18 protein-coding genes are annotated in these 18,089 nt (G+C 65.4%); 12 read left to right on the top strand and 6 right to left on the bottom strand.

Annotated elements, in window-relative coordinates:
- Nucleotides 1-81: 81 nt before the first annotated feature.
- On the bottom strand, nucleotides 82-1,020 hold the full coding sequence (locus tag E0E05_RS06170) for a tyrosine-type recombinase/integrase (protein ID WP_131615923.1): 939 nt from the start codon (nucleotides 1,018-1,020) through the stop codon (nucleotides 82-84).
- A 155-nt stretch (nucleotides 1,021-1,175) separates the two neighbouring features.
- Entirely contained in the window at nucleotides 1,176-2,351 is a 1,176-nt protein-coding gene (locus E0E05_RS06165; protein ID WP_131615922.1) for a porin, read from the bottom strand.
- A 160-nt stretch (nucleotides 2,352-2,511) separates the two neighbouring features.
- Between E0E05_RS06165 and E0E05_RS06160 the strand changes: the two genes are divergently transcribed.
- Complete coding sequence (locus E0E05_RS06160; protein ID WP_131615921.1) at nucleotides 2,512-3,396, top strand: alpha/beta fold hydrolase; 885 nt, start codon at nucleotides 2,512-2,514, stop codon at nucleotides 3,394-3,396.
- A 377-nt stretch (nucleotides 3,397-3,773) separates the two neighbouring features.
- Nucleotides 3,774-4,955, top strand: a complete 1,182-nt coding sequence (locus E0E05_RS06155) for a porin (protein WP_131615920.1) — start codon at nucleotides 3,774-3,776, stop codon at nucleotides 4,953-4,955.
- A 99-nt stretch (nucleotides 4,956-5,054) separates the two neighbouring features.
- Here the strand turns inward: E0E05_RS06155 and E0E05_RS06150 are convergent, their stop codons facing one another.
- Together E0E05_RS06150 and E0E05_RS17780 are read right to left on the bottom strand one after the other, a co-directional pair.
- A complete protein-coding gene (locus tag E0E05_RS06150; protein ID WP_131615919.1) occupies nucleotides 5,055-5,348 on the bottom strand; it encodes a hypothetical protein in 294 nt (97 codons plus the stop codon).
- Nucleotides 5,348-5,479 (bottom strand): hypothetical protein, encoded by a 132-nt coding sequence (locus tag E0E05_RS17780; RefSeq protein WP_280176655.1) that lies wholly within the window; start codon nucleotides 5,477-5,479, stop codon nucleotides 5,348-5,350. Before E0E05_RS17780 ends, E0E05_RS06150 begins: the two co-directional genes overlap by 1 nt.
- On the opposite strand from E0E05_RS17780, the gene deoC reads away from it, so the two are divergent.
- From deoC to E0E05_RS06100, 10 genes are all read left to right on the top strand, one after another.
- Nucleotides 5,478-6,476 (top strand): deoxyribose-phosphate aldolase, encoded by a 999-nt coding sequence (gene deoC, locus E0E05_RS06145; protein ID WP_192900447.1) that lies wholly within the window; start codon nucleotides 5,478-5,480, stop codon nucleotides 6,474-6,476. The two genes, E0E05_RS17780 and deoC, sit on opposite strands and share 2 nt — an antisense overlap.
- 12 nt (nucleotides 6,477-6,488) lie before the next feature.
- Nucleotides 6,489-8,852: an aldehyde dehydrogenase family protein gene (locus tag E0E05_RS06140; RefSeq protein WP_131615918.1), complete on the top strand. Its 2,364-nt coding sequence runs from the start codon at nucleotides 6,489-6,491 to the stop codon at nucleotides 8,850-8,852.
- A gap of 86 nt (nucleotides 8,853-8,938) precedes the next feature.
- A complete protein-coding gene (locus E0E05_RS06135; protein ID WP_131615917.1) occupies nucleotides 8,939-9,157 on the top strand; it encodes a hypervirulence associated TUDOR domain-containing protein in 219 nt (72 codons plus the stop codon).
- Nucleotides 9,157-9,501 carry a hypothetical protein gene (locus E0E05_RS06130; protein WP_131615916.1) on the top strand — a complete coding sequence of 115 codons (345 nt, stop codon included), beginning with the start codon at nucleotides 9,157-9,159 and terminating at the stop codon, nucleotides 9,499-9,501. Before E0E05_RS06135 ends, E0E05_RS06130 begins: the two co-directional genes overlap by 1 nt.
- Nucleotides 9,502-9,599: 98 nt before the next feature.
- The gene (locus E0E05_RS06125) at nucleotides 9,600-10,472 is read left to right on the top strand and encodes a VOC family protein (RefSeq protein WP_131615915.1); all 873 of its coding nucleotides are present in this window, start codon (nucleotides 9,600-9,602) and stop codon (nucleotides 10,470-10,472) included.
- A gap of 61 nt (nucleotides 10,473-10,533) precedes the next feature.
- A complete protein-coding gene (locus tag E0E05_RS06120; protein ID WP_131615914.1) occupies nucleotides 10,534-11,016 on the top strand; it encodes an ureidoglycolate lyase in 483 nt (160 codons plus the stop codon).
- A gap of 152 nt (nucleotides 11,017-11,168) precedes the next feature.
- A complete protein-coding gene (locus E0E05_RS06115; RefSeq protein ID WP_131615913.1) occupies nucleotides 11,169-12,122 on the top strand; it encodes a metal ABC transporter solute-binding protein, Zn/Mn family in 954 nt (317 codons plus the stop codon).
- A gap of 10 nt (nucleotides 12,123-12,132) precedes the next feature.
- Nucleotides 12,133-12,957, top strand: coding sequence for a metal ABC transporter ATP-binding protein (locus tag E0E05_RS06110; RefSeq protein WP_131615912.1), 825 nt, complete (start codon nucleotides 12,133-12,135; stop codon nucleotides 12,955-12,957).
- Nucleotides 12,954-14,177, top strand: a complete 1,224-nt coding sequence (locus E0E05_RS06105; RefSeq protein ID WP_131615911.1) for a metal ABC transporter permease — start codon at nucleotides 12,954-12,956, stop codon at nucleotides 14,175-14,177. The genes E0E05_RS06110 and E0E05_RS06105 overlap by 4 nt, the downstream gene beginning before the upstream one ends.
- Complete coding sequence (locus E0E05_RS06100) at nucleotides 14,177-15,112, top strand: metal ABC transporter permease (RefSeq protein WP_131615910.1); 936 nt, start codon at nucleotides 14,177-14,179, stop codon at nucleotides 15,110-15,112. Before E0E05_RS06105 ends, E0E05_RS06100 begins: the two co-directional genes overlap by 1 nt.
- 5 nt (nucleotides 15,113-15,117) lie before the next feature.
- Here the strand turns inward: E0E05_RS06100 and E0E05_RS06095 are convergent, their stop codons facing one another.
- On the bottom strand, nucleotides 15,118-16,569 hold the full coding sequence (locus E0E05_RS06095) for a glutamine synthetase family protein (RefSeq protein WP_244597971.1): 1,452 nt from the start codon (nucleotides 16,567-16,569) through the stop codon (nucleotides 15,118-15,120).
- A gap of 72 nt (nucleotides 16,570-16,641) precedes the next feature.
- Nucleotides 16,642-17,961, bottom strand: a complete 1,320-nt coding sequence (locus tag E0E05_RS06090; RefSeq protein WP_131615908.1) for a Rieske 2Fe-2S domain-containing protein — start codon at nucleotides 17,959-17,961, stop codon at nucleotides 16,642-16,644.
- Nucleotides 17,962-18,089: the final 128 nt, after the last annotated feature.

Below are 18,089 nucleotides of genomic sequence, written 5' to 3'. Positions count from 1 at the left end.
CCGAATTGACGCGATGACAATGTCATTCAGAATCAATGATCTGGACGGAACTCTGGTACGGCGCTCCCGCGCCGTATCCGGTCACTCGGCGAACACCGGCCGACCGTCGGCGATCTTCGGAGCGGTTGCTTCCTCTCCGGCATGAACGGCCTTGTTCGCCTTCGGGTTGCCGGCCTTATCGGCATCCCTCGCCGCGCGGGCGTTGATCCGGTCAAGGGCCATGACGCACTGGTCGAGATCGTCGGTGGCCAGATGCGCGTATCGCAGGGTCATCTGGATTGTCTGGTGCCCCAGGAAGGCCTGGACCCGGCGCAGATCGATGCCCGCCTGGACAAGGCGGGACGCGCAGGTGTGGCGCAGCATGTGCGGGACGAACTGCTTGTCCCCGGCGAGCCCCATCTGCTTCTTCACCGCGTTCCAGTGATAACGGAATGCCTGGTACCGGACATGGCTGAACGGCCCGCCGGCGCGATGGCGATGGTTCGCCAGCGCAACGACCGCTCGGTCCGTCAGCGGGACCGTGCGGCTGCGCCCTGATTTCGTGACCCAGAACGTGGCTTTGCCATGGTGCACATCGCCATGCCTGAGATTGAGCGCCTCGCCGACCCGGGCGCCGGTGTCGACCAGAAAGAGGCAAAGATCACTGAAGGCTTCGTCCCGCGAGGCAAGCTTTCGGAGCAGCACGCGCTCCTCCTCGCGCGTCAGGAAACGAACCCGCGCGTTCTTTTCGGGCAGTCTTACATATGTCGGCAGTTTCTTGATCAGCCCGGCACGCTCCGCTCGCCGCAACAACTTGTAGAGTGCGGCCAGTTTTCTATTTATCGTCGAATTTGAATTACCTTTGGAACGGTAATACATGATGAGTCGATCGACAAGGTCGTCATTGATTGTTTCTATCTTATTTCTTTGGATAAACTCCGAAATTTCCGCGACGAACGCGGCGACATTACGCTTGTGCGATCCCTCGTCCCACAAAATGCTGTGATATCGCGCGTAGATTGAAAGTATTTCTAGCGGCATGGGTTCCGTTCTTATTCTTTTGTGCAGACGAGAGATTCATCTGTTCACCACTGCCAAGTCAATCGGCCTGACCTGACCCCACCCGATAGATTGCTGGAAGAAGAAACCCGGCGGTTGCCCGCCGGGTTGGTATTCAGATAGAGCTATGCGCTCGCTTAGAACGAACGCTGGAAGCGGGCGAAGCCCGTCGTCTTACTTTCGAGAACCGTCCCGGCGTCAGCTAGCGGCATCCAGTGCGTAATGGCAAGCTTCACGTCGAAGCCCTCGGTGATCTCGTAGTCGAGCACTGCGCCAACATTCCAGATGTCATAGTTGTTGTTCGGCCCGACGATGAAGTTGTCGGCATGCCCCAGGTTATCCCAGTAGCCAACATTGCCGGTCAAAGCGAGGGCATCAGTGACTTGATGCTGGTACCCTGCCTGGACTGACCATTCGGACCAGAGCGGCACACCGGTCGCATACGCCGATGCCGCAAGCGGCGGAGCGACAATGCCCTCCTTCACGCCGAAGGTCGAAGTGCCGCTCAAGACGTAAGTGGCACCGGACGTGTAGTAAGCAGCGACCTCCAAACGACCGGCTTCTCCGACATCTACTCCAACACGTCCTTTGACCGCCCATTCATCAGTCAGGTTGTCATAAGCGGCGAAAAGTGCGGCTTCACCCAAACCGAAGTCGTACATCGCATTGGCGGAAACGTGAGGCACGAAGTCGGGCAACCCGGGCGCAACGATTGAGTCCGCAGCGTTGTCGTCGTCCAACGAGAGAGTGGCCGAGAACGGGCCATTAGTGAACGTGTACGATATGAAGTTAACTTTCGCACCGCCCAGACTGTCGGATTCCCCGACAATTCCGCCGTCGAAGGCATTGTCGTTGACACCCATTCGCAGGCCCGCCAGATCGAGCCATGCAGCGTCCAGCGCTACTGTGCGCGTGACGCCAGGGTTGGAATTCCCCTGCAGGGCAATGTAGCTGGTCAGCGCCCCCAGATCGCTATCCGTCCAGGTTTCGAACGTAAGCTGACCGCGCGTATTCTTGGTCCATCCCGTTCGGGCAGCGCCGTTCTGGAAGACGGCAACGCCGGGAGGGAATGCTCCCGCCACTGCGACGCCGCCCGCATAGCGCGTTTCAACATCGATCTGGTAACGGACGTAGCCGCCGATCTTGAGGCACGTCTCACTACCAGGGATGTAGAAGTAGCCCTCACCGGCCGCGTCGCAGACGCGGACATATTCGACCACTTCGGGTTCCGGAATGAAGACATCGGCCGCGTTGGCGGTCGTAACCGCTGTCATCGCCGCCGCCGAGCCGAGCAGAAGGCTCCTGATTTTCATAATTGACCTCCAGTCAACCGACAATCGGCGACAACCGCAGATGGCTCGCGGCGGCGCGGGGGTTGTCCCTTCACAGGATGGCTGGAAAGAATGGGGGCGAGTGCGCTAAGAGAACCCTTGCTCTCCGAACCGGTGCCCGATACCCGTGTCTTCCGCTTCAATGCCAGCCGACTTCGACAATGGCGAAAGCATCTTCGTCTCGGCACGCGACGGGCTGCGCCTGCATGTGCGGGCCTTCGGGCCGCGGCACGGCAACCGGATGCCCCTCATTTGCCTGCCGGGGCTGAGCCGCAACAGTCGCGATTTCCTGGGCCTAGCCGCCCATTTCGCCAATCATCCCAAGGCGCCGCGCCGGGTCTATGCGATGGATTTCCGCGGGCGCGGCCTTTCCGGCTACGATGCCAACTGGCGCAATTACAATGTGATGACCGAGGCGGAAGACGTGCTTTCGGTGCTCGCCGCGCTCGACATCGACCGCGCGGTCTTCGTGGGCACCTCGCGCGGCGGCCTTGTCACGATGCTGCTGACCGCCATGCGGCCCGGAGCCATCGGCGCGGCCATACTCAACGATATCGGCCCGGCCATCGAGGGCGCGGGCCTCATCCAGATTCGCCTGTACCTCAAGCAATTACCGCAACCGCACGGCTGGGCAGAGGCGGTCGAAACGCAAAAGGTGGTCATGGCCAGGGCGTTTACCAGCCTGACCGAGGACGACTGGAGGTTCGAGGCCCATGCCCGCTTCCGCGAGATCGATGGCGCGATTCGCCCCGATCATGATCCGGCGCTGGTCCGGACGCTGACGGCGATCGACCCCGGCGACCGCCTGCCCACCGTCTGGCCGCAGTTCGCCGGGCTGCGGTCGGTGCCGACCCTGCTCCTGCGCGGAGAGAACTCGACCCTGCTGTCCGAGGAGACAACCGGGCGCATGGCCGCCATCCACCCCGCTCTGACACGGGTCGACATTGCCGGCCAGGGCCACGCCCCAATGCTGCACACGCCGCAGCCCCTTGCCGCGATCGAGGCGTTCGTCGGCCGCCTGCGATAGGCGGAGCCTCCCGGCGATGCCGGTCCGCTTGTCACGGCGACGAATCGGCAGGATATGGCGAGAATCGTCTGCAGGGCCCGAAAACAGGCCGTTTGCCGCCCTTTTTCGCGGCACGGACGCCCGGATCGCTGGACGATTGTTAACGGCTGTTAAACTCCATGAACGGTTCCTCACCCAAATCGTGTCATTTGTGCAACATCGAATTCCTATCGCGCCGCAGCGGGCCGCATCGAGCCAATTGCGTGTTGCGCGGTCCCGGGGCTTGGGTCATGAACAGGACAGGAAACGGGCGGGTCTGCCTGTTTCTGCGTAGGGGATGGGACAGGCAGTCCTGTAGAAACCCCAGACCCGTTTCGAACTTTGACTGGAGGTCAATTATGAAAATCAAGAGCCTTCTGCTCGGCTCGGCAGCGGCGACGATGGCGGTTACGACTGCCAACGCAGCCGATGTCTTCATTCCGGAACCCGAAGTGGTCGAATATGTCCGCGTCTGCGAAGCAGCCGGCAGCGGCTTCTTCTACATCCCGGGCACCGAAACCTGCCTTCGCATCCACGGCTACATCCGTTACGACATCGGCTTCGGTGAGTTGAATGGCGTTCGGGCGATCCCGGGTGCGCCGGCTGGCGACGAAACCTGGAACAAGCGCGCACGCGCATCGTTCCGTGTTTCGACCTGGGCGGACACCGAGCTCGGCCCGCTTCGCACCTACATCGAGACCCGCTGGCAGTACGACACCAACGGCGGTGCCGACACGGCAACCAATGCCAACCCGCAGGTCTTCGACTCGACGAGCGGCTACACGAACGCTGGTGAGTTCTCGATCAACTTCGCCTACATCGATCTGGCCGGTCTGCGCATCGGTAAGGACGAATCGTACTTCACCACCTTCACCGGCTATGCCGGTTCGGTCATCAACGACACGACCGCTGGTGGCTACGGTCCGTTCGACACCAACCTGATGAGCTACACCTTCTCCAACGGTGGCTTCTCGGCCGGTCTGTCGCTCGAGCAGGGTTCCAACTCGTCCTCGACGACTTGGGTCGACACCAATGGCGATGGCGATCTCGATCCGGTGATCACCGTTTCGGGTTGGGGCATCGACGACTACGTGCCGCACATCGTGGCCGGCGCAGGTTACGACTCGGGCGCCTTCCAGGTCCGCGGCGTGTTCGGCTATGACACCCGCAACGGCGCTGGCCAGGGTGGCTGGGCCGGTAAAATCCGCGGCGACGTCTCGTTCGATCCGTTCTCCGCGTTCGTCATGCTGATGTACGGTGAAAACACCTCGGCCTACACCACGTGGGCGAACGGTGCCGCAACCGCAGAAACCTTCTCGGTCATCGGTGGCGCCTCCTTCGCCGTCAACGACCAGGTCGCTCTGAACGGCCAGGTCCAGTGGGCCGAAGGCAACGGCATCGGCGACGAGTGGGCGATTGCCGCCAACGTCAACTACGAGCCCGTCGACGGCCTGATCGTTCGTCCGGAAGTTGTTTACTACAACAACAACGCCGGTCAGGACATCTTCGGCGGTACGCTGCGCTTCCAGCGCTCGTACTAATCGGTCGACCTACGGCTGAACTTCGGACCCGGCGGGAAACCGCCGGGTCTTTTCTTTTCGGGACGCCAGCCCTTGTCGAAAGAGCCGTGACGGCCGAGGTCAGCGCATCGCGCTCCAAGGATGAACGTCCGGGGCCGCCTCGGGATGGTTGCGGATGAAATGGTGCAGCACGTGCAGGAGCGCGAGCACATGGGCTCGGTCGCCCCGCGCCTGCGCCTCTCGCACATCATCGATGATCATCGCGCCGATCCGCTCGAAGCCGTGCGCCTGATCGGCGAGGTACTCGCCATAGGCGGCGGCGACGCCTTCGGGCATGTGCTCGTGCTCGGCGATGGCGAGGATTTCGGCCTCGGTCAGATCGCACATCCCGACAATGTCATCGAGCGAGATCATCACCGAAGAACAGCACGCAGCGTCGCCTCGCGCAATTGGCCATTGGGCGGGCGCGGGCTCACGACTTGCTTGCGGTCGGCTGTCGATCCATGGTCAATGCCCGCCTGACCGTTTTCCATGGAGAACGCCATGAGCGCTTCCGCGCCACAGATCGCCAACGCGCCGCCCGCGCGCCACAATCACGCGCGCAATCCCGGCATCGCGCTGGACCCGGCGATGTTCGAGGGCCACCCGGTGAACAGGGCCGCAGCGGAGCGCCGTGCCGGCACGCTCACCGCGCGCCGATCGGTCAAGAAGGCCAACCAGGCGGCCTGGCTGGTCAATGCGATCCGCTGCATCGACCTGACGACGCTTGCCGGCGACGACACGGAAGGGCGCGTGCACCGGCTTTGCGCCAAGGCGCGCCAGCCGCTCGCCGCGCACATCGTGGAGGGGCTCGGGATCGCAGAGATGGAGCTGCACACGGGCGCGGTCTGCGTCTATCCGACGATGGTGCCGCATGCGGTCGCCGCGCTCGAGGGGACGTCCATTCCCGTCGCCTCGGTCGCCACGGGCTTTCCGGCCGGGCTGACGCCGCTGGCGATCCGGCTCGCCGAGATCCGCTATGCGGTCGAGGCGGGCGCGGACGAGATCGACATCGTCATCACGCGCGAACATGTGCTCAGGCGGGACTGGACCGCCCTTCACGACGAGGTGCGGCAGATGCGCGAAGCGTGCGGCCATGCGCATCTGAAGGCGATCCTCGCCACCGGCGAACTGGAGACCCTGCGCAATGTCTATTGCGCTTCGATGGTCGCCATGCAGGCTGGCGCCGACTTCATCAAGACCTCGACCGGCAAGGAAGGCGTCAACGCCACCCTGCCCGTCTCGCTCGTCATGGTGCGCGCGATCCGCGACTATGAGATGGTGACCGGGCACCGCGTCGGCTTCAAGCCCGCCGGCGGCATGAAGACGGCGAAAGACGCGCTCGCCTGGCAGATCCTGATGAAGGAAGAGCTGGGCAATGACTGGCTCAGGCCCGACCTGTTCCGGCTTGGCGCGTCGTCCATGCTCGCCGATATCGAGCGGCAGCTCGAACACCATGTCACCGGCCGCTATGCCGCCTCCCACCGCCACGCAATCGCGTAAGGATCAACGCCCATGAACTCCATCGCCGAACTGATCGAGACCATGGATTACGGCCCGGCGCCGGAAAGCGACGACATCGTCAAGACCTGGCTTGCCGAGAACAAAGTCGGCTTCGGCCACTTCATCGGCGGGGTCTTTACCAAGCCGGGCAAGACATTCGAAGTCATCAGCCCGGCGACCGGCGAGACCATCGCCCATGTCACGCAGGGTACGGCAGACGACGTCGACGCGGCGGTCAAGGCGGCACGGTCCGCGCACGGCAAATGGGCGGCGCTGTCGGGCCATGAGCGGGCGCGCTGGCTCTATGCGATCGCCCGGCGCATCCAGCAGCATGCGCGGTTTCTGGCGGTGCTCGAATCGATCGACAATGGCAAGCCGATCCGCGAGGCGCGCGACATCGACGTGCCGCTCGTGGCCCGACACTTCTATCACCATGCCGGCTGGGCCGAGCTGGTCGAGACCGAGTTTCCCGATGCGAGACCGGTCGGCGTGTGCGGCCAGATCATCCCGTGGAACTTCCCGCTTCTGATGCTCGCCTGGAAGATCGCGCCCGCGCTTGCCGCCGGCAACACGGTGGTGCTCAAACCGGCCGAGTACACCCCGCTCACCGCCCTCGCCTTCGCGAAAATCTGCGACGAGATCGGCCTGCCCAGGGGCGTCGTCAACATCGTCACCGGCGACGGCGCGACGGGCGAAGCGATCGTCAATCATCCGGACATCGACAAGCTCGCCTTCACCGGTTCGACCGAGGTCGGCCGGCTGATCCGCCGCGCATCGGCCGGCACGGGCAAGAAACTGACGCTGGAGCTTGGCGGCAAGAGCCCGTTCATCGTCTTCGCCGACGCGGACCTCGACGCGGCCGTCGAGGGCGTGGTCGACGCGATCTGGTTCAACCAGGGCCAGGTGTGCTGCGCGGGCGCGCGCATCCTGGTCGCCGAGGCGGTGGCCGACCGGTTCGGCGCGCTGCTGCGCGAGCGCATGAAACATCTGCGCGTCGGCGATCCGCTCGACAAATCGACCGATGTCGGCGCCATCGTCCATCCGGTGCAACTCGCCCGCATCCGCGAACTGATGGACAAGGGCGTCAGCGAAGGCGCTCAACTCCACCAGGGCACGGCGCCCGAGGGGTGCTTCTACCCGCCGACGCTGGCGACCGGCGTCGAACCGGCGTCGACGCTCGCGACCGAGGAGATCTTCGGGCCCGTGGCGACGCTGACCACGTTCCGCACGCCAACCGACGCCATCGCGCTTGCCAACAACACGCGCTACGGGCTTGCCGCCTCGATCTGGTCGGAGAACGTCAATCTGTGCCTTGGCGTCGCCGCCGAGATCAAGGCGGGCGTGGTCTGGATCAACTGCACCAACGTGTTCGATGCGGGCGCCGGTTTCGGCGGCTACCGGGAAAGCGGCTTCGGACGCGAGGGGGGCCGCGAAGGCATGCATGCCTATCTCGCAATGCCCGCCCCGAAGCCGCCCAAGGCGGACGACGCGCCCGCTCCCATCCCGCCTGCGCCGGGGCTCGGCGGTGCCGTCGTCGGCATCGACCGCACCGCGAAACTCTATGTCGGCGGCAAGCAGAAGCGGCCCGATGGCGGCTATTCCTATCCGGTCACGAACACCAAGGGCGAAGCGCTCGGGCTTGCCGGTCATGGCAACCGCAAGGACATCCGCGATGCGGTCGAGGCGGCGCACAAGGCGACGGGCTGGGGCGCGGCGACGGGCCACAACCGGGCGCAGGTGCTCTACTATGTGGCCGAGAACCTCGCCGCGCGCGCCGAAGAATTCGCCAGCCGTCTCAAGGGTTTCGGCCAATCGGCGTCGAAAGCGAATCGGGAAGTCGAGACGGCGATTCAACGCTGCTTCTGGTATGCCGCCCAGGCCGACAAGTTCGACGGCGCGGTGCATCAGACCAAGAGTGCCCACGTCACGCTCGCCATGCACGAGCCGCTTGGCGTGATGGGCATCGCCTGCCCGACCGCGTTCCCGCTGCTCGGCTTCGTTTCCCTCGTGCTGCCGGCCATCGCCATGGGCAACCGCGTGGTGGCGATCCCGTCGCAGACCCACCCGCTGGCGGCGACCGATCTGTACCAAGTGTTCGACACGTCCGACGTGCCGGGCGGCGTCGTCAACATCGTCACCGGCGAGCGGGACGAACTGGTGAAGACGCTCGCCGACCATGACGGTGTCGATGGACTTTGGTATTTCGGTTCCAACGCCGGCATCGCCACGGCCGAGGAACGTTCGGCCGGCAATCTCAAGCAGACCTGGTGCGAGAACGGCGCGGCGCGCGACTGGACCGGACAGGACGGCTTCGGCCGGCAATTCCTGCATCGGGCGACGCAGGTCAAGAACATCTGGGTGCCGTACGGCGAATGAATCCGGGCCGACCTTTGCCCTGAACTCAAGCCGCTTCAATGCGTTAGCTCCTCGAACGCGCCTTTCGGGCGCTTAAAGGAGGCTGCATGAGCAAGCAGTTCAAGGTCGGCGATACGGTGGAATGGAACTGGGGCCCCGGGACGGGCGCCGGCCGGATCGTCGAGCGGCACACCGACGATGTCGAAAAGACCATCAAGGGCAGCACGATCAAGCGCAACGCCAGCGACGACGAGCCGGCCTATCTGATCGAGCAGGATGATGGCGACCGCGTTCTCAAGAGTGGAAGCGAACTGAGGGCGGCCTGATGGCTGTTCCGAAGAAATATGCCGATATCGACTTCCGCCCGCCCGACGCCGTTGCCGCCCAGGCCGAAAAGGGGCTCAGGCTGCGCCGTGAACACGGGCGCGGCGGAACGCCGGTGGGCCTTGCCCGGGCGCGCGACCTGAAGAACCGCCAGCCGGTCTCGCCACAGACCGTGCGGCGCATGGACGCCTATTTCGCGCGCCATGCCGTCGACAAGAAGGCGAAGAACTTCGGCGACGACGCCGACCCGTCGGCGGGCTATGTCGCCTGGCTTCTGTGGGGCGGCGATCCGGGACGCGACTGGGCGCAACGCATCAAGCGCCGCATGGACGAGGCCGACGGCTGAGGCGCCGATTGTGAACGGTGCGTCCTTGGACGCGCTGATGCGCGTTGGCGACTTCATGCCTAGATTGGGCTATCGCAACGCAGCGGAGCGCGCCTGTAATGTCCCGGACGGCAACGATCACTGACGAAGAAGCCTTCGACTGGAGCCGGGCCTCGGTCCGCATCGGCGATGTCACCCTTATGGTGCGCGACATGGGCCGCGTCGCTGAGTTCTACGCGTCCGCGCTCGGCCTGAACGTCCTTTCCTCGACGACGGGACAGACGGTGCTGGGCGCCGGCAACACGCCGCTGTTGACGCTCGTGGGCGACGGCGCGCTGAAACCGCGCGATCCGTCGGCGGCGGGCCTTTTTCATACCGCGTTCCTGCTGCCCTCCCGGGCGCACCTTGCGCGCTGGCTGGTTCATGCCGCCGAGAGCGGTGTGCGCCTCGAGGGTGCCTCCGACCACAAGGTCAGCGAGGCGCTCTATCTGTCGGACCCTGAGGGCAACGGCATCGAGATCTATGCCGACCGCCCGACCAATGCCTGGCATGACGACGACGGCGCCATCGCCATGGCGACCGATCCGCTCGATCTGCAGGCTCTTGCCGCCCATGCCGACCGGCCTTGGGCGGGCTTTCCCGAAGACGGTTTCATCGGCCACGTGCACCTGCAGGTCGGCGATGCGCGCGCGGCCGAAAGCTTCTACGCAGGCACGCTCGGCCTCGAGGTGATGGCGCGCTATCCGGGTGCGTCCTTCTTCGGGGCGGACGGCTATCACCACCAGCTTGCCGCCAATCACTGGCGCAGCGGCAGCGCCGGGCACCGCCTCCTGGGCCACGCCGGTCTTGCCGAGGTCACCCTCGTCGTGGCGCCTCACGTGCGTGATCGCGTCGTCGGGACTGCCGCCGACTACGAGACCGCCGAGGGCCGAATGGTCCTCGAAGACCCGTGGGGCACGCGCATCGCGCTGGTCGACAAGGCCGGGGATTGACCGGGCGGACGCGCAACGGCTTAGTGCGTCCTTCGCCCCGCCCTTTGCCGAGCCCGCCGCCATGACCGAAACGATCGCCATCGAACCGCTTACCGCCGAAGCGTTCGCGCCGTTCGGCGACGTGCTCGAAGCGGCGGGCGCCCCCGACAGGCTGATCAATCAGGGCCTTTGCGGCCGCTATCACGACCGCGCGAGGCTCGAGTACGTCGACGGGCGCGCGGGCATCAGCCTGTTCCAGGCCGAGCCGCGCACCCTGCCGCTGTCGCTCACCATGGTCGAGCGCCATCCGCTCGGATCGCAGGCGTTCATCCCGATGACGCAGAACCCGTTCCTGGTGATCGTCGCGCCCGACGAACAAGGGATGCCCGGCCGCCCCCTCGCCTTCCGCACCGCGCCGGGGCAAGGTGTCAACTACCGGCGCGGCACATGGCATGGCGTGCTGACGCCACTGTCAGAACCGGGTCTGTTCGCCGTCATCGACCGGATCGGCGAAGGCGCCAATCTGGAAGAACACTGGTTCGAAACACCCTACCGGGTCGCTTAGGCCGGCCTGAAGGCGGCCCTCCGGCGACGCCTGACAGCATCGAACCGCAATTTCTTCTTGCAAATCGTTCTCACATGCATTGATTTTGCAAACCGGTTGCACTAGCAATAGAGGCGATGATGCAAGCCAACCCGATGGAGATACCCCGACCCATGCTGACCCGACGGTTCGTTATCGGTGCCGCAGCCGCCGTTACCCTTGCCGCCCAGGCCAGTCTTTCCATGGCCGCCGAGAAGATCGACGTCGTCACCACAACCGGCATGATCGCCGATGCGGCCCGCGAAGTGGGCGGCGATCTGGTCGATGTGCGCGAACTGATGGGACCGGGTGTCGACCCGCACGCCTACCGCCAGACCCGCACCGACATCGTCGCCATGGCCAATGCCGATCTGGTGCTGTGGCACGGGCTCTATCTCGAGGCGCAGATGGAACAGTTCCTGCTCGAACTGGCCCGGGACAATGCCGTGGTCGCGGTCGCCGAGGACATGCCGCGCAACCTGCTGATCGGCCATGACGATTATGAAGGCCGCTACGATCCGCATGTGTGGATGAACCCGAACCTGTGGTCGCGCGTGGTGCTCAATGTGCGCGACGCGCTGATCGAGGCGCTGCCGGAACAGGAAGAGGCGCTTCGGGCCAATGCCGAGGCGCATCTGGAAGAGCTGAGCGCGCTTGCCAATTATACGACCGAGGTTCTCTCGTCGGTGCCGGCCGAAAGCCGCATGCTGGTGACCGCGCACGATGCGTTCAACTATTTCGGTTCGGCCTACGGTTTCGAGGTCGTCGGCATCCAGGGCATTTCCACCGAAAGCGAGGCTGGCCTTCGGCGCATCGCCGAACTGGTCGACATGCTGGTCGAACGCGACATCGGCGCGGTCTTCGTCGAGACCTCGGTGTCCGATCGCAACATCCGCGCGCTGATCGAGGGCGCTGCGGCCGAAGGCCACGAGGTGGTGATCGGCGGCGAACTCTATTCGGACGCGATGGGGGAACCGGGCACCTATGAGGGCACTTATCTTGGCATGATCGACCACAACGCGACCGTCATCGCCCGCGCGCTCGGGGGCGATGCGCCCGAAAAGGGCATGGCGGACCTTCTGAACTGAGGAACCCATGATGGCTCAGCCCGCCCTATCGCTCGCGGCCGACCAAGGCCGACTGCACGGCCCGGCGCCGGCACACGGCGACATCCCGCTCGCCATTTCGGGGCTGACGGTCTCCTATGGCGAAAAGCCGGCGGTCTTTTCGGTCGACGCGACCTTTGAGGCCGAGGCGATGACGGCGATCATCGGGCCGAACGGCGCCGGCAAGTCGACGCTGCTGAAGGCAGCGCTCGGCGTCATTCCGCGCCTTTCGGGCGAGATCGCCGTGTTCGGCCAGCCGATCGAAAAGGCGCGCGACCGGATCGCCTATGTGCCGCAGCGCGCCAGCGTCGACTGGGATTTCCCGACCACGGTGATCGACGTGGTGCTGATGGGCCTTTATCGCCGCCTCGGCCTGCTCGGGCGGCTGCGGGCCGCTCATACCGAGACCGCGCGCGCCTGTCTCGACCGGGTCGGCATGGCCGATTTTGCCAACCGGCAGATCGGCCAGCTTTCGGGCGGCCAGCAGCAGCGCGTGTTCCTCGCCCGCGCGCTCGCCCAGGACGCCGATCTTTACCTGCTCGACGAGCCGTTCGCCGGCGTCGATGCGGCGACCGAAAAGGCCATCATCGACGTTCTGAAGGCGCTCAAGGCGCAGTCGAAGGCGGTCGTGTGCGTTCATCACGACCTTGCGACCGTGCGCGACTATTTCGACCATGTGTTCCTCATCAATGTGCGCAAGATCGCCGAGGGCTCCGTCGCGGAGGCGTTCACGTCCGAGAATCTGCAGGCGACCTATGGCGGCCGGCTGGCGACGGCGCAGGTCGACCAGTTGCAGGTCGCAAATCAGGCTTCATGAACCCTTTCGTCGACGCACTGCTCCTGCAGGCCGGTTACAATGCCGCGCTGGTGGCCATCGGCGCGGGCCTGCTCGGCTTTGCCGGCGGCGCGGTGGGCACCTTCCTGTTCCTGCGCAAGCGGGCGCTGGTCTCCGACGCGCTTGCCCACGCCACCCTGCCCGGCATCGGCCTTGCTTTCATCGTCATGGTCCTGCTTGGCGGTGATGGCCGCAATCTGCTCGGCCTGCTCGCCGGATCGGCGATCTCGGCGTTCATTGGCCTTTGGCTGGTGCAATGGATGACGCGGGCGACGCGGCTGTCCGAAGACGCGGCGATCGGCGCGGTGCTGTCGGTCTTCTTCGGGCTCGGCATCGTGATCCTGACCATCATCCAGACGATGAGTTCGGGCCGGCAGGCCGGGCTCGAGAGCTTTCTTCTGGGTTCGACGGCGGGCATGCTGTTCAACGATGCGCTGATCATCGCCATCGGCGGGTCGCTCGCCGTGCTCGCCACATGGCTTCTGCGGCGGCCGATGACGCTGGTTGCCTTCGATCCCGAATATGCCGCGGCCTCGGGCACCAACGTCAACCGCATCGACATCGCCATGATGGGCCTTGTGATGGCGGTCACGGTGATCGGGCTCAAGCTGGTCGGGCTGATCCTGATCATCGCGCTTTTGATCATTCCGCCGGTCACCGCACGCTTCTGGACCGAGCGCAGCGGGCGCGTGTTCTGGTCGGCCGGCCTGTTCGGCGGCGTGTCCGGCTATGTCGGCGCGGCGATCTCGGCCTCGGCCCCGGCGCTGCCGACCGGCTCGATCATCGTGCTGGTCGCGGCGACGCTTTTTGTGTTTTCGCTGCTGTTCGCGCCGGTGCGCGGCGTGGCGGCGGCGGTCATCAACCATCGACGCTTCCAGTGGCGCGTCCATCGCCGGCAGGGCCTGTTGGCCATGGCGCGGGCCGAACCGATCCACGAGCCGTTCACGCTGCGCGTGCTGCGCGCCGAGGGGTTGATCCGCAAGGACGGCGTGCCGACCGACGCGGGCCGGGCGCAGGCCGCCAAGATCGCGCGCGACGAACGGCGCTGGGACGTCGCCCGGCAGATCCACCTCGATGCCGGCCTGACCGGTCGCTATGACGGGCTGACGCCGATCGAGCAGGTGTTCACGCCCGACGAGATCGCCGAGTTCGACACGCGGATCGGTGGGCCTTCCCCCGTCCAGCCGCAGGGAGCCGCGTGATGGGCGCCGAGTTCGTCCAGTTCTCGCTGACGCCGATCCTGATCGGCGTGTTCGCGGCGATCGCCTGCGCCCTGCCGGGCAATTTCCTGGTGCTGCGCCGACAGGCGCTGATCGGCGATGCGATCAGCCATGTCGTGCTGCCGGGCATTGTCGTGGCTTTCCTGATCACGGGCACGGTCGCCGCCATTCCGATGCTGCTGGGCGCGGCCGGCGCGGCGATCGTCGCGGTGATCATGATCGAGGCGATCAAGCGGCTGGGACGAATCGAGCCCGGCGCGGCGATGGGCGTGACCTTCACGACGCTGTTTGCCGCGGGCGTGCTGCTGCTCGACCAGTCCGACACGTCCAACGTGCACCTTGATGTCGAGCATGCGCTGATGGGCAATCTGGAAAGCCTGATCTGGTTCCGGGCCGAGGGCTGGCATTCGCTTTTCGATCCGGCCGCGCTTGCCGCCCTGCCCGACGAACTGGCCCGCATCTTCGTCGTCTGCCTTCTGGTCATCGCGCTGACCGTCATCTTTTGGCGGCCGCTGAAGATCTCCACCTTCGATGAGGGTTTCGCGCAGGCGCTCGGCCTGCCGGTCGGCGCCATCGGCTTCGGCCTTGTCGTCACCGCCGCTATCGCCGCCGTCGCGGCATTCGACGCGGTCGGCTCGATCATCGTCATCGCCATGTTCATCTGCCCGCCGGCGGCGGCGCGGCTGATGACCAACTCGCTCGAACGGCAGGTCTTCTGGAGCGTCGCCTTCGCGATCGTCTCGGCGGTGCTGGGCTATGTGTTCGCCGGCTACGGGCCGCTGTGGTTCGGCGGACAGAACGCGGTCAGCGCGGCCGGCATGATCGCCGCCGTCTCGGGCATCATCCTGGGCCTTGCCTGCCTTTACGGCCCGCACCGGTCGCGCGTCGGCGCGGGCAGGCAGGAATCAGCCGCCTGAGGCGCTCAGAACAGCGAGAAATATTCGCGCTGCTCCCACTCGGAGACCGTCATCAGGTAGCGGTCCCATTCGGCGTGCTTGATGTGCGAAAGATAGCGCACGAAATCCTCGCCGAGCGCCTTTTGGTAGAAGTCGCTCGCATCGAACCGTTCGAGCGCGGCGATCAGGCTACTTGGCAGGCTGACCGCATCGCTCGAATAGGGGTTCTCGACCGGCGCTGGCGCAACGAGGCCACGGCGCACCCCGTCATGGCCGCACAGGATCTGCGAGGCGAATAACAGGTAGGGGTTGGCCGTCGGCTCGGCGACGCGGTTCTCGATGCGCGAGGCAGGATCGCCCGGCTCCATCAGACCGCGGATCATCGCGCCCTTGTTGTCGCGGCCCCACTGGATGCGGTCGGGGGCGAGCTGGAAGGGCTGGTAGCGCTTGTAGCCGTTGACCGTGGGGGTGGTCAGAACGCAGCTCTCGGCGGCGTGTTCGAGCAGGCCCGCGATCCAGCCATCGGCGGTCTTCGACAATGTGCCCGGCGCGGCGGGGATCATCAGATTGGTGCCGTCCCGCGCATCGACCACCGACTGGTGCATGTGCCAGCCGCTCGCCATGATGCCATCGAGCTTGGGCCTGCACATGAATGTGGCGTGCAACCCCTTGCGGGCGCAGACCTGCTTGACGAGCGAGCGGAACAGCACGGTGTCGTCGGCGCTCTTCAGGGGATCGGCCGGTTCGAAGGTGAATTCGCACTGGCTGGGGCCGAACTCGGCTTCCATCGAGCGCACCGGCAGGCCGACCTCGGCGCAGGCCACGCGCAGTTCCTCCATCACCGGTTCGAGCGCGTCGTAGCGCGCCTCGGTCAGATATTGATAGCCATGCGCGATCAGGCTGGTCTGAGGCGGCGTGGCCGGCATGCCGGCGTCGGCATGGGCAAGATGGGCGTTCTCGACATTGAAGACGTAGAACTCGAACTCGAGCCCGCAGACCAGGGCCATGGCGTCGGCGGCGAGATCGTCGACCGCCTTCTTCAGGAGCGACCGCACGCAGAACGGCATGGGCGAGCCGTCCCGGTAGCGCACGTCGCATAGCAGCCACGCCGAATTGGGCGCCCAGGGAAGGCGCCGATAGGTGGACGGATCGGGCACGATCAGCACGTCCCCCGCCCCGGTCAGCGTGCCCGCGCCGAAGCCGATATCGTCCTCCCAGACCGGGAAGACGGTGCGGTGCGCGGTGTCCTTGAGCAGCAGCGTCGAGGTCATCGTCATGCCGTTGCGGAAGGCCGAGGCCAGCGCACCGGCGACGATGGTCTTGCCGCGCAGCACGCCGTGCTGGTCGGCAAAGGCGAGCCGCACGGTCTCGATGCCGTCGCTCGCCACGCGGTCGAGCACGTCGTGCGCGATCGCGATCTGCGCGTCGGTCAGAAGGCTCTTGTCCGACCGCAGGTCGGCCGTCCTGTCAGCGCCCATCGCGCACATCCCCCGAAGACTGGCGACCCGGGCGGGCCGCCCTGCACATTGCCACTGCCGCAGTAGAGCCGATCAGAGCGCGGCCGGCCACTGGCAATTGGCGCGCCGCCTGCCGTCTGCCTCGACCCAGACCTCGTTCCAAGTGTCGGTGTCGCCGATGGCGTCGATCGACAGGGGGCCGCGCACCGTTGCCGGATCGATCGTGCCAGGGGCCATGGGCAGCGCCGTGCCGTCGCCCTCCTCGACCGCCTTGATGGCGTTGACCAGCATGCGCCGGTAGCGGGTGATGGCCACATCGGTGCGGCCCAGATGCTCCTGGGTGCGGTCCTGGATGGTGCCCATGGATTCGACGGCCCACTGGTCGTGGACATTGATGTCCAAGCCCATGCCCGTATAGGTCAGCTTCTCCTGCTCGTCGGGGTCGTAGCCGTAATTGTTGTGCTTGTTCTTGAGCGGCACATAGTCCGGCAGGCGATGCTCCTTCAGCCGCTGTTCGCGCATCACCGTCTTGTTGACCGGCTCGCCGAAGCTGGTGAACATCGAATACCAGTAGCAGCTCTCGTCATCGACGGGCACATGCCACTGGGTGATCGTCATCTCGTTGGAGATCGGAATGACGATCGCCTCGGGGAAGAGCTGGTTGGTGACGCGCACATGGGTGCGACCATCGTCCATGTGGCGCAGGGCGATGATCCTGAGGCCGTAGTCGGTCTCCTCGACCTTGATGTCGGGGCGCGGATATTCGCGCAGCAGGCGCGTCATCGGGATGTCGGTGTCGGCGGCGCGGTCGCGGAACTGCTTGCCATACCCTTCGTCGGGGTCCTCGTCCTGCAGGAAACGGTGCAGGAACGAGGCGTGGACCGGATCGATGCCGACCTCCATCGCCTGCAGCCAGTTGCAGTCCCAGCGGCCCTTGAAGGCGAAAACATGGCTGTCGGGCGCGATGAAACAGTCGAGCGCGGGGAACGGCGGCGGGTCGCCCGGCCCCATGTAGGCGAAGATGATGCCGTTCCTTTCGACCACGGGACAGGATTTGGCCTTGATCTTCTCGTGCATGCGGCTGCCTTCGGGCTCGCCGGGCTGTTCGACGCACTGGCCGGTGCGGTCGAAGTGCCAGCCGTGGAACGGGCAGCGCAGGCCATTGTCCTCGCAGCGGCCGAAGGCCATGTCGGCGCCGCGGTGCGGGCAGTGGCGGCCGATAAGGCCAAGCTCGCCCTCATTGTCGCGAAACAGGACCAGATCCTCGCCAAGAAGCCGCACCGGCACGACCGGCCGGGCGCCGACAAGTTCCTCGGCGAGCGCGGCTGGCTGCCAGTAGCGGCGCAACACCGCGCCGGCGCCGGTTCCCGGCCCGATGCGGGTGATCAGATCGTTCTTTTCCTGGCTCATCATGGCGGCAATGTTCCTCCGGCGTCACAAGGTGACCGCGCTTGTCTTGTGCGATAATCGCACATATGTTCTTATATACGTATCAAATTCACTTTCCCCGCGCCTGTCAAGACGGATGCGCGCGGCTCGAA

Source organism: Roseitalea porphyridii, assembly GCF_004331955.1.
In the GTDB taxonomy this organism is placed as follows: Bacteria; Pseudomonadota; Alphaproteobacteria; order Rhizobiales; family Rhizobiaceae; genus Roseitalea; species Roseitalea porphyridii.
This window is presented reverse-complemented; position numbering and strand designations above follow the sequence as displayed.

Coding starts and splice junctions, on each gene's coding strand:
- E0E05_RS06170 (WP_131615923.1), bottom strand. CDS start 1,020: ATGCCGCTAGAAATACTTTCAATCTACGCGCGATATCACAGCATTTTG.
- E0E05_RS06165 (WP_131615922.1), bottom strand. CDS start 2,351: ATGAAAATCAGGAGCCTTCTGCTCGGCTCGGCGGCGGCGATGACAGCG.
- E0E05_RS06160 (WP_131615921.1), top strand. CDS start 2,512: ATGCCAGCCGACTTCGACAATGGCGAAAGCATCTTCGTCTCGGCACGC.
- E0E05_RS06155 (WP_131615920.1), top strand. CDS start 3,774: ATGAAAATCAAGAGCCTTCTGCTCGGCTCGGCAGCGGCGACGATGGCG.
- E0E05_RS06150 (WP_131615919.1), bottom strand. CDS start 5,348: ATGATCTCGCTCGATGACATTGTCGGGATGTGCGATCTGACCGAGGCC.
- deoC (WP_192900447.1), top strand. CDS start 5,478: ATGAGCGCTTCCGCGCCACAGATCGCCAACGCGCCGCCCGCGCGCCAC.
- E0E05_RS17780 (WP_280176655.1), bottom strand. CDS start 5,479: ATGGCGTTCTCCATGGAAAACGGTCAGGCGGGCATTGACCATGGATCG.
- E0E05_RS06140 (WP_131615918.1), top strand. CDS start 6,489: ATGAACTCCATCGCCGAACTGATCGAGACCATGGATTACGGCCCGGCG.
- E0E05_RS06135 (WP_131615917.1), top strand. CDS start 8,939: ATGAGCAAGCAGTTCAAGGTCGGCGATACGGTGGAATGGAACTGGGGC.
- E0E05_RS06130 (WP_131615916.1), top strand. CDS start 9,157: ATGGCTGTTCCGAAGAAATATGCCGATATCGACTTCCGCCCGCCCGAC.
- E0E05_RS06125 (WP_131615915.1), top strand. CDS start 9,600: ATGTCCCGGACGGCAACGATCACTGACGAAGAAGCCTTCGACTGGAGC.
- E0E05_RS06120 (WP_131615914.1), top strand. CDS start 10,534: ATGACCGAAACGATCGCCATCGAACCGCTTACCGCCGAAGCGTTCGCG.
- E0E05_RS06115 (WP_131615913.1), top strand. CDS start 11,169: ATGCTGACCCGACGGTTCGTTATCGGTGCCGCAGCCGCCGTTACCCTT.
- E0E05_RS06110 (WP_131615912.1), top strand. CDS start 12,133: ATGGCTCAGCCCGCCCTATCGCTCGCGGCCGACCAAGGCCGACTGCAC.
- E0E05_RS06105 (WP_131615911.1), top strand. CDS start 12,954: ATGAACCCTTTCGTCGACGCACTGCTCCTGCAGGCCGGTTACAATGCC.
- E0E05_RS06100 (WP_131615910.1), top strand. CDS start 14,177: ATGGGCGCCGAGTTCGTCCAGTTCTCGCTGACGCCGATCCTGATCGGC.
- E0E05_RS06095 (WP_244597971.1), bottom strand. CDS start 16,569: ATGGGCGCTGACAGGACGGCCGACCTGCGGTCGGACAAGAGCCTTCTG.
- E0E05_RS06090 (WP_131615908.1), bottom strand. CDS start 17,961: ATGATGAGCCAGGAAAAGAACGATCTGATCACCCGCATCGGGCCGGGA.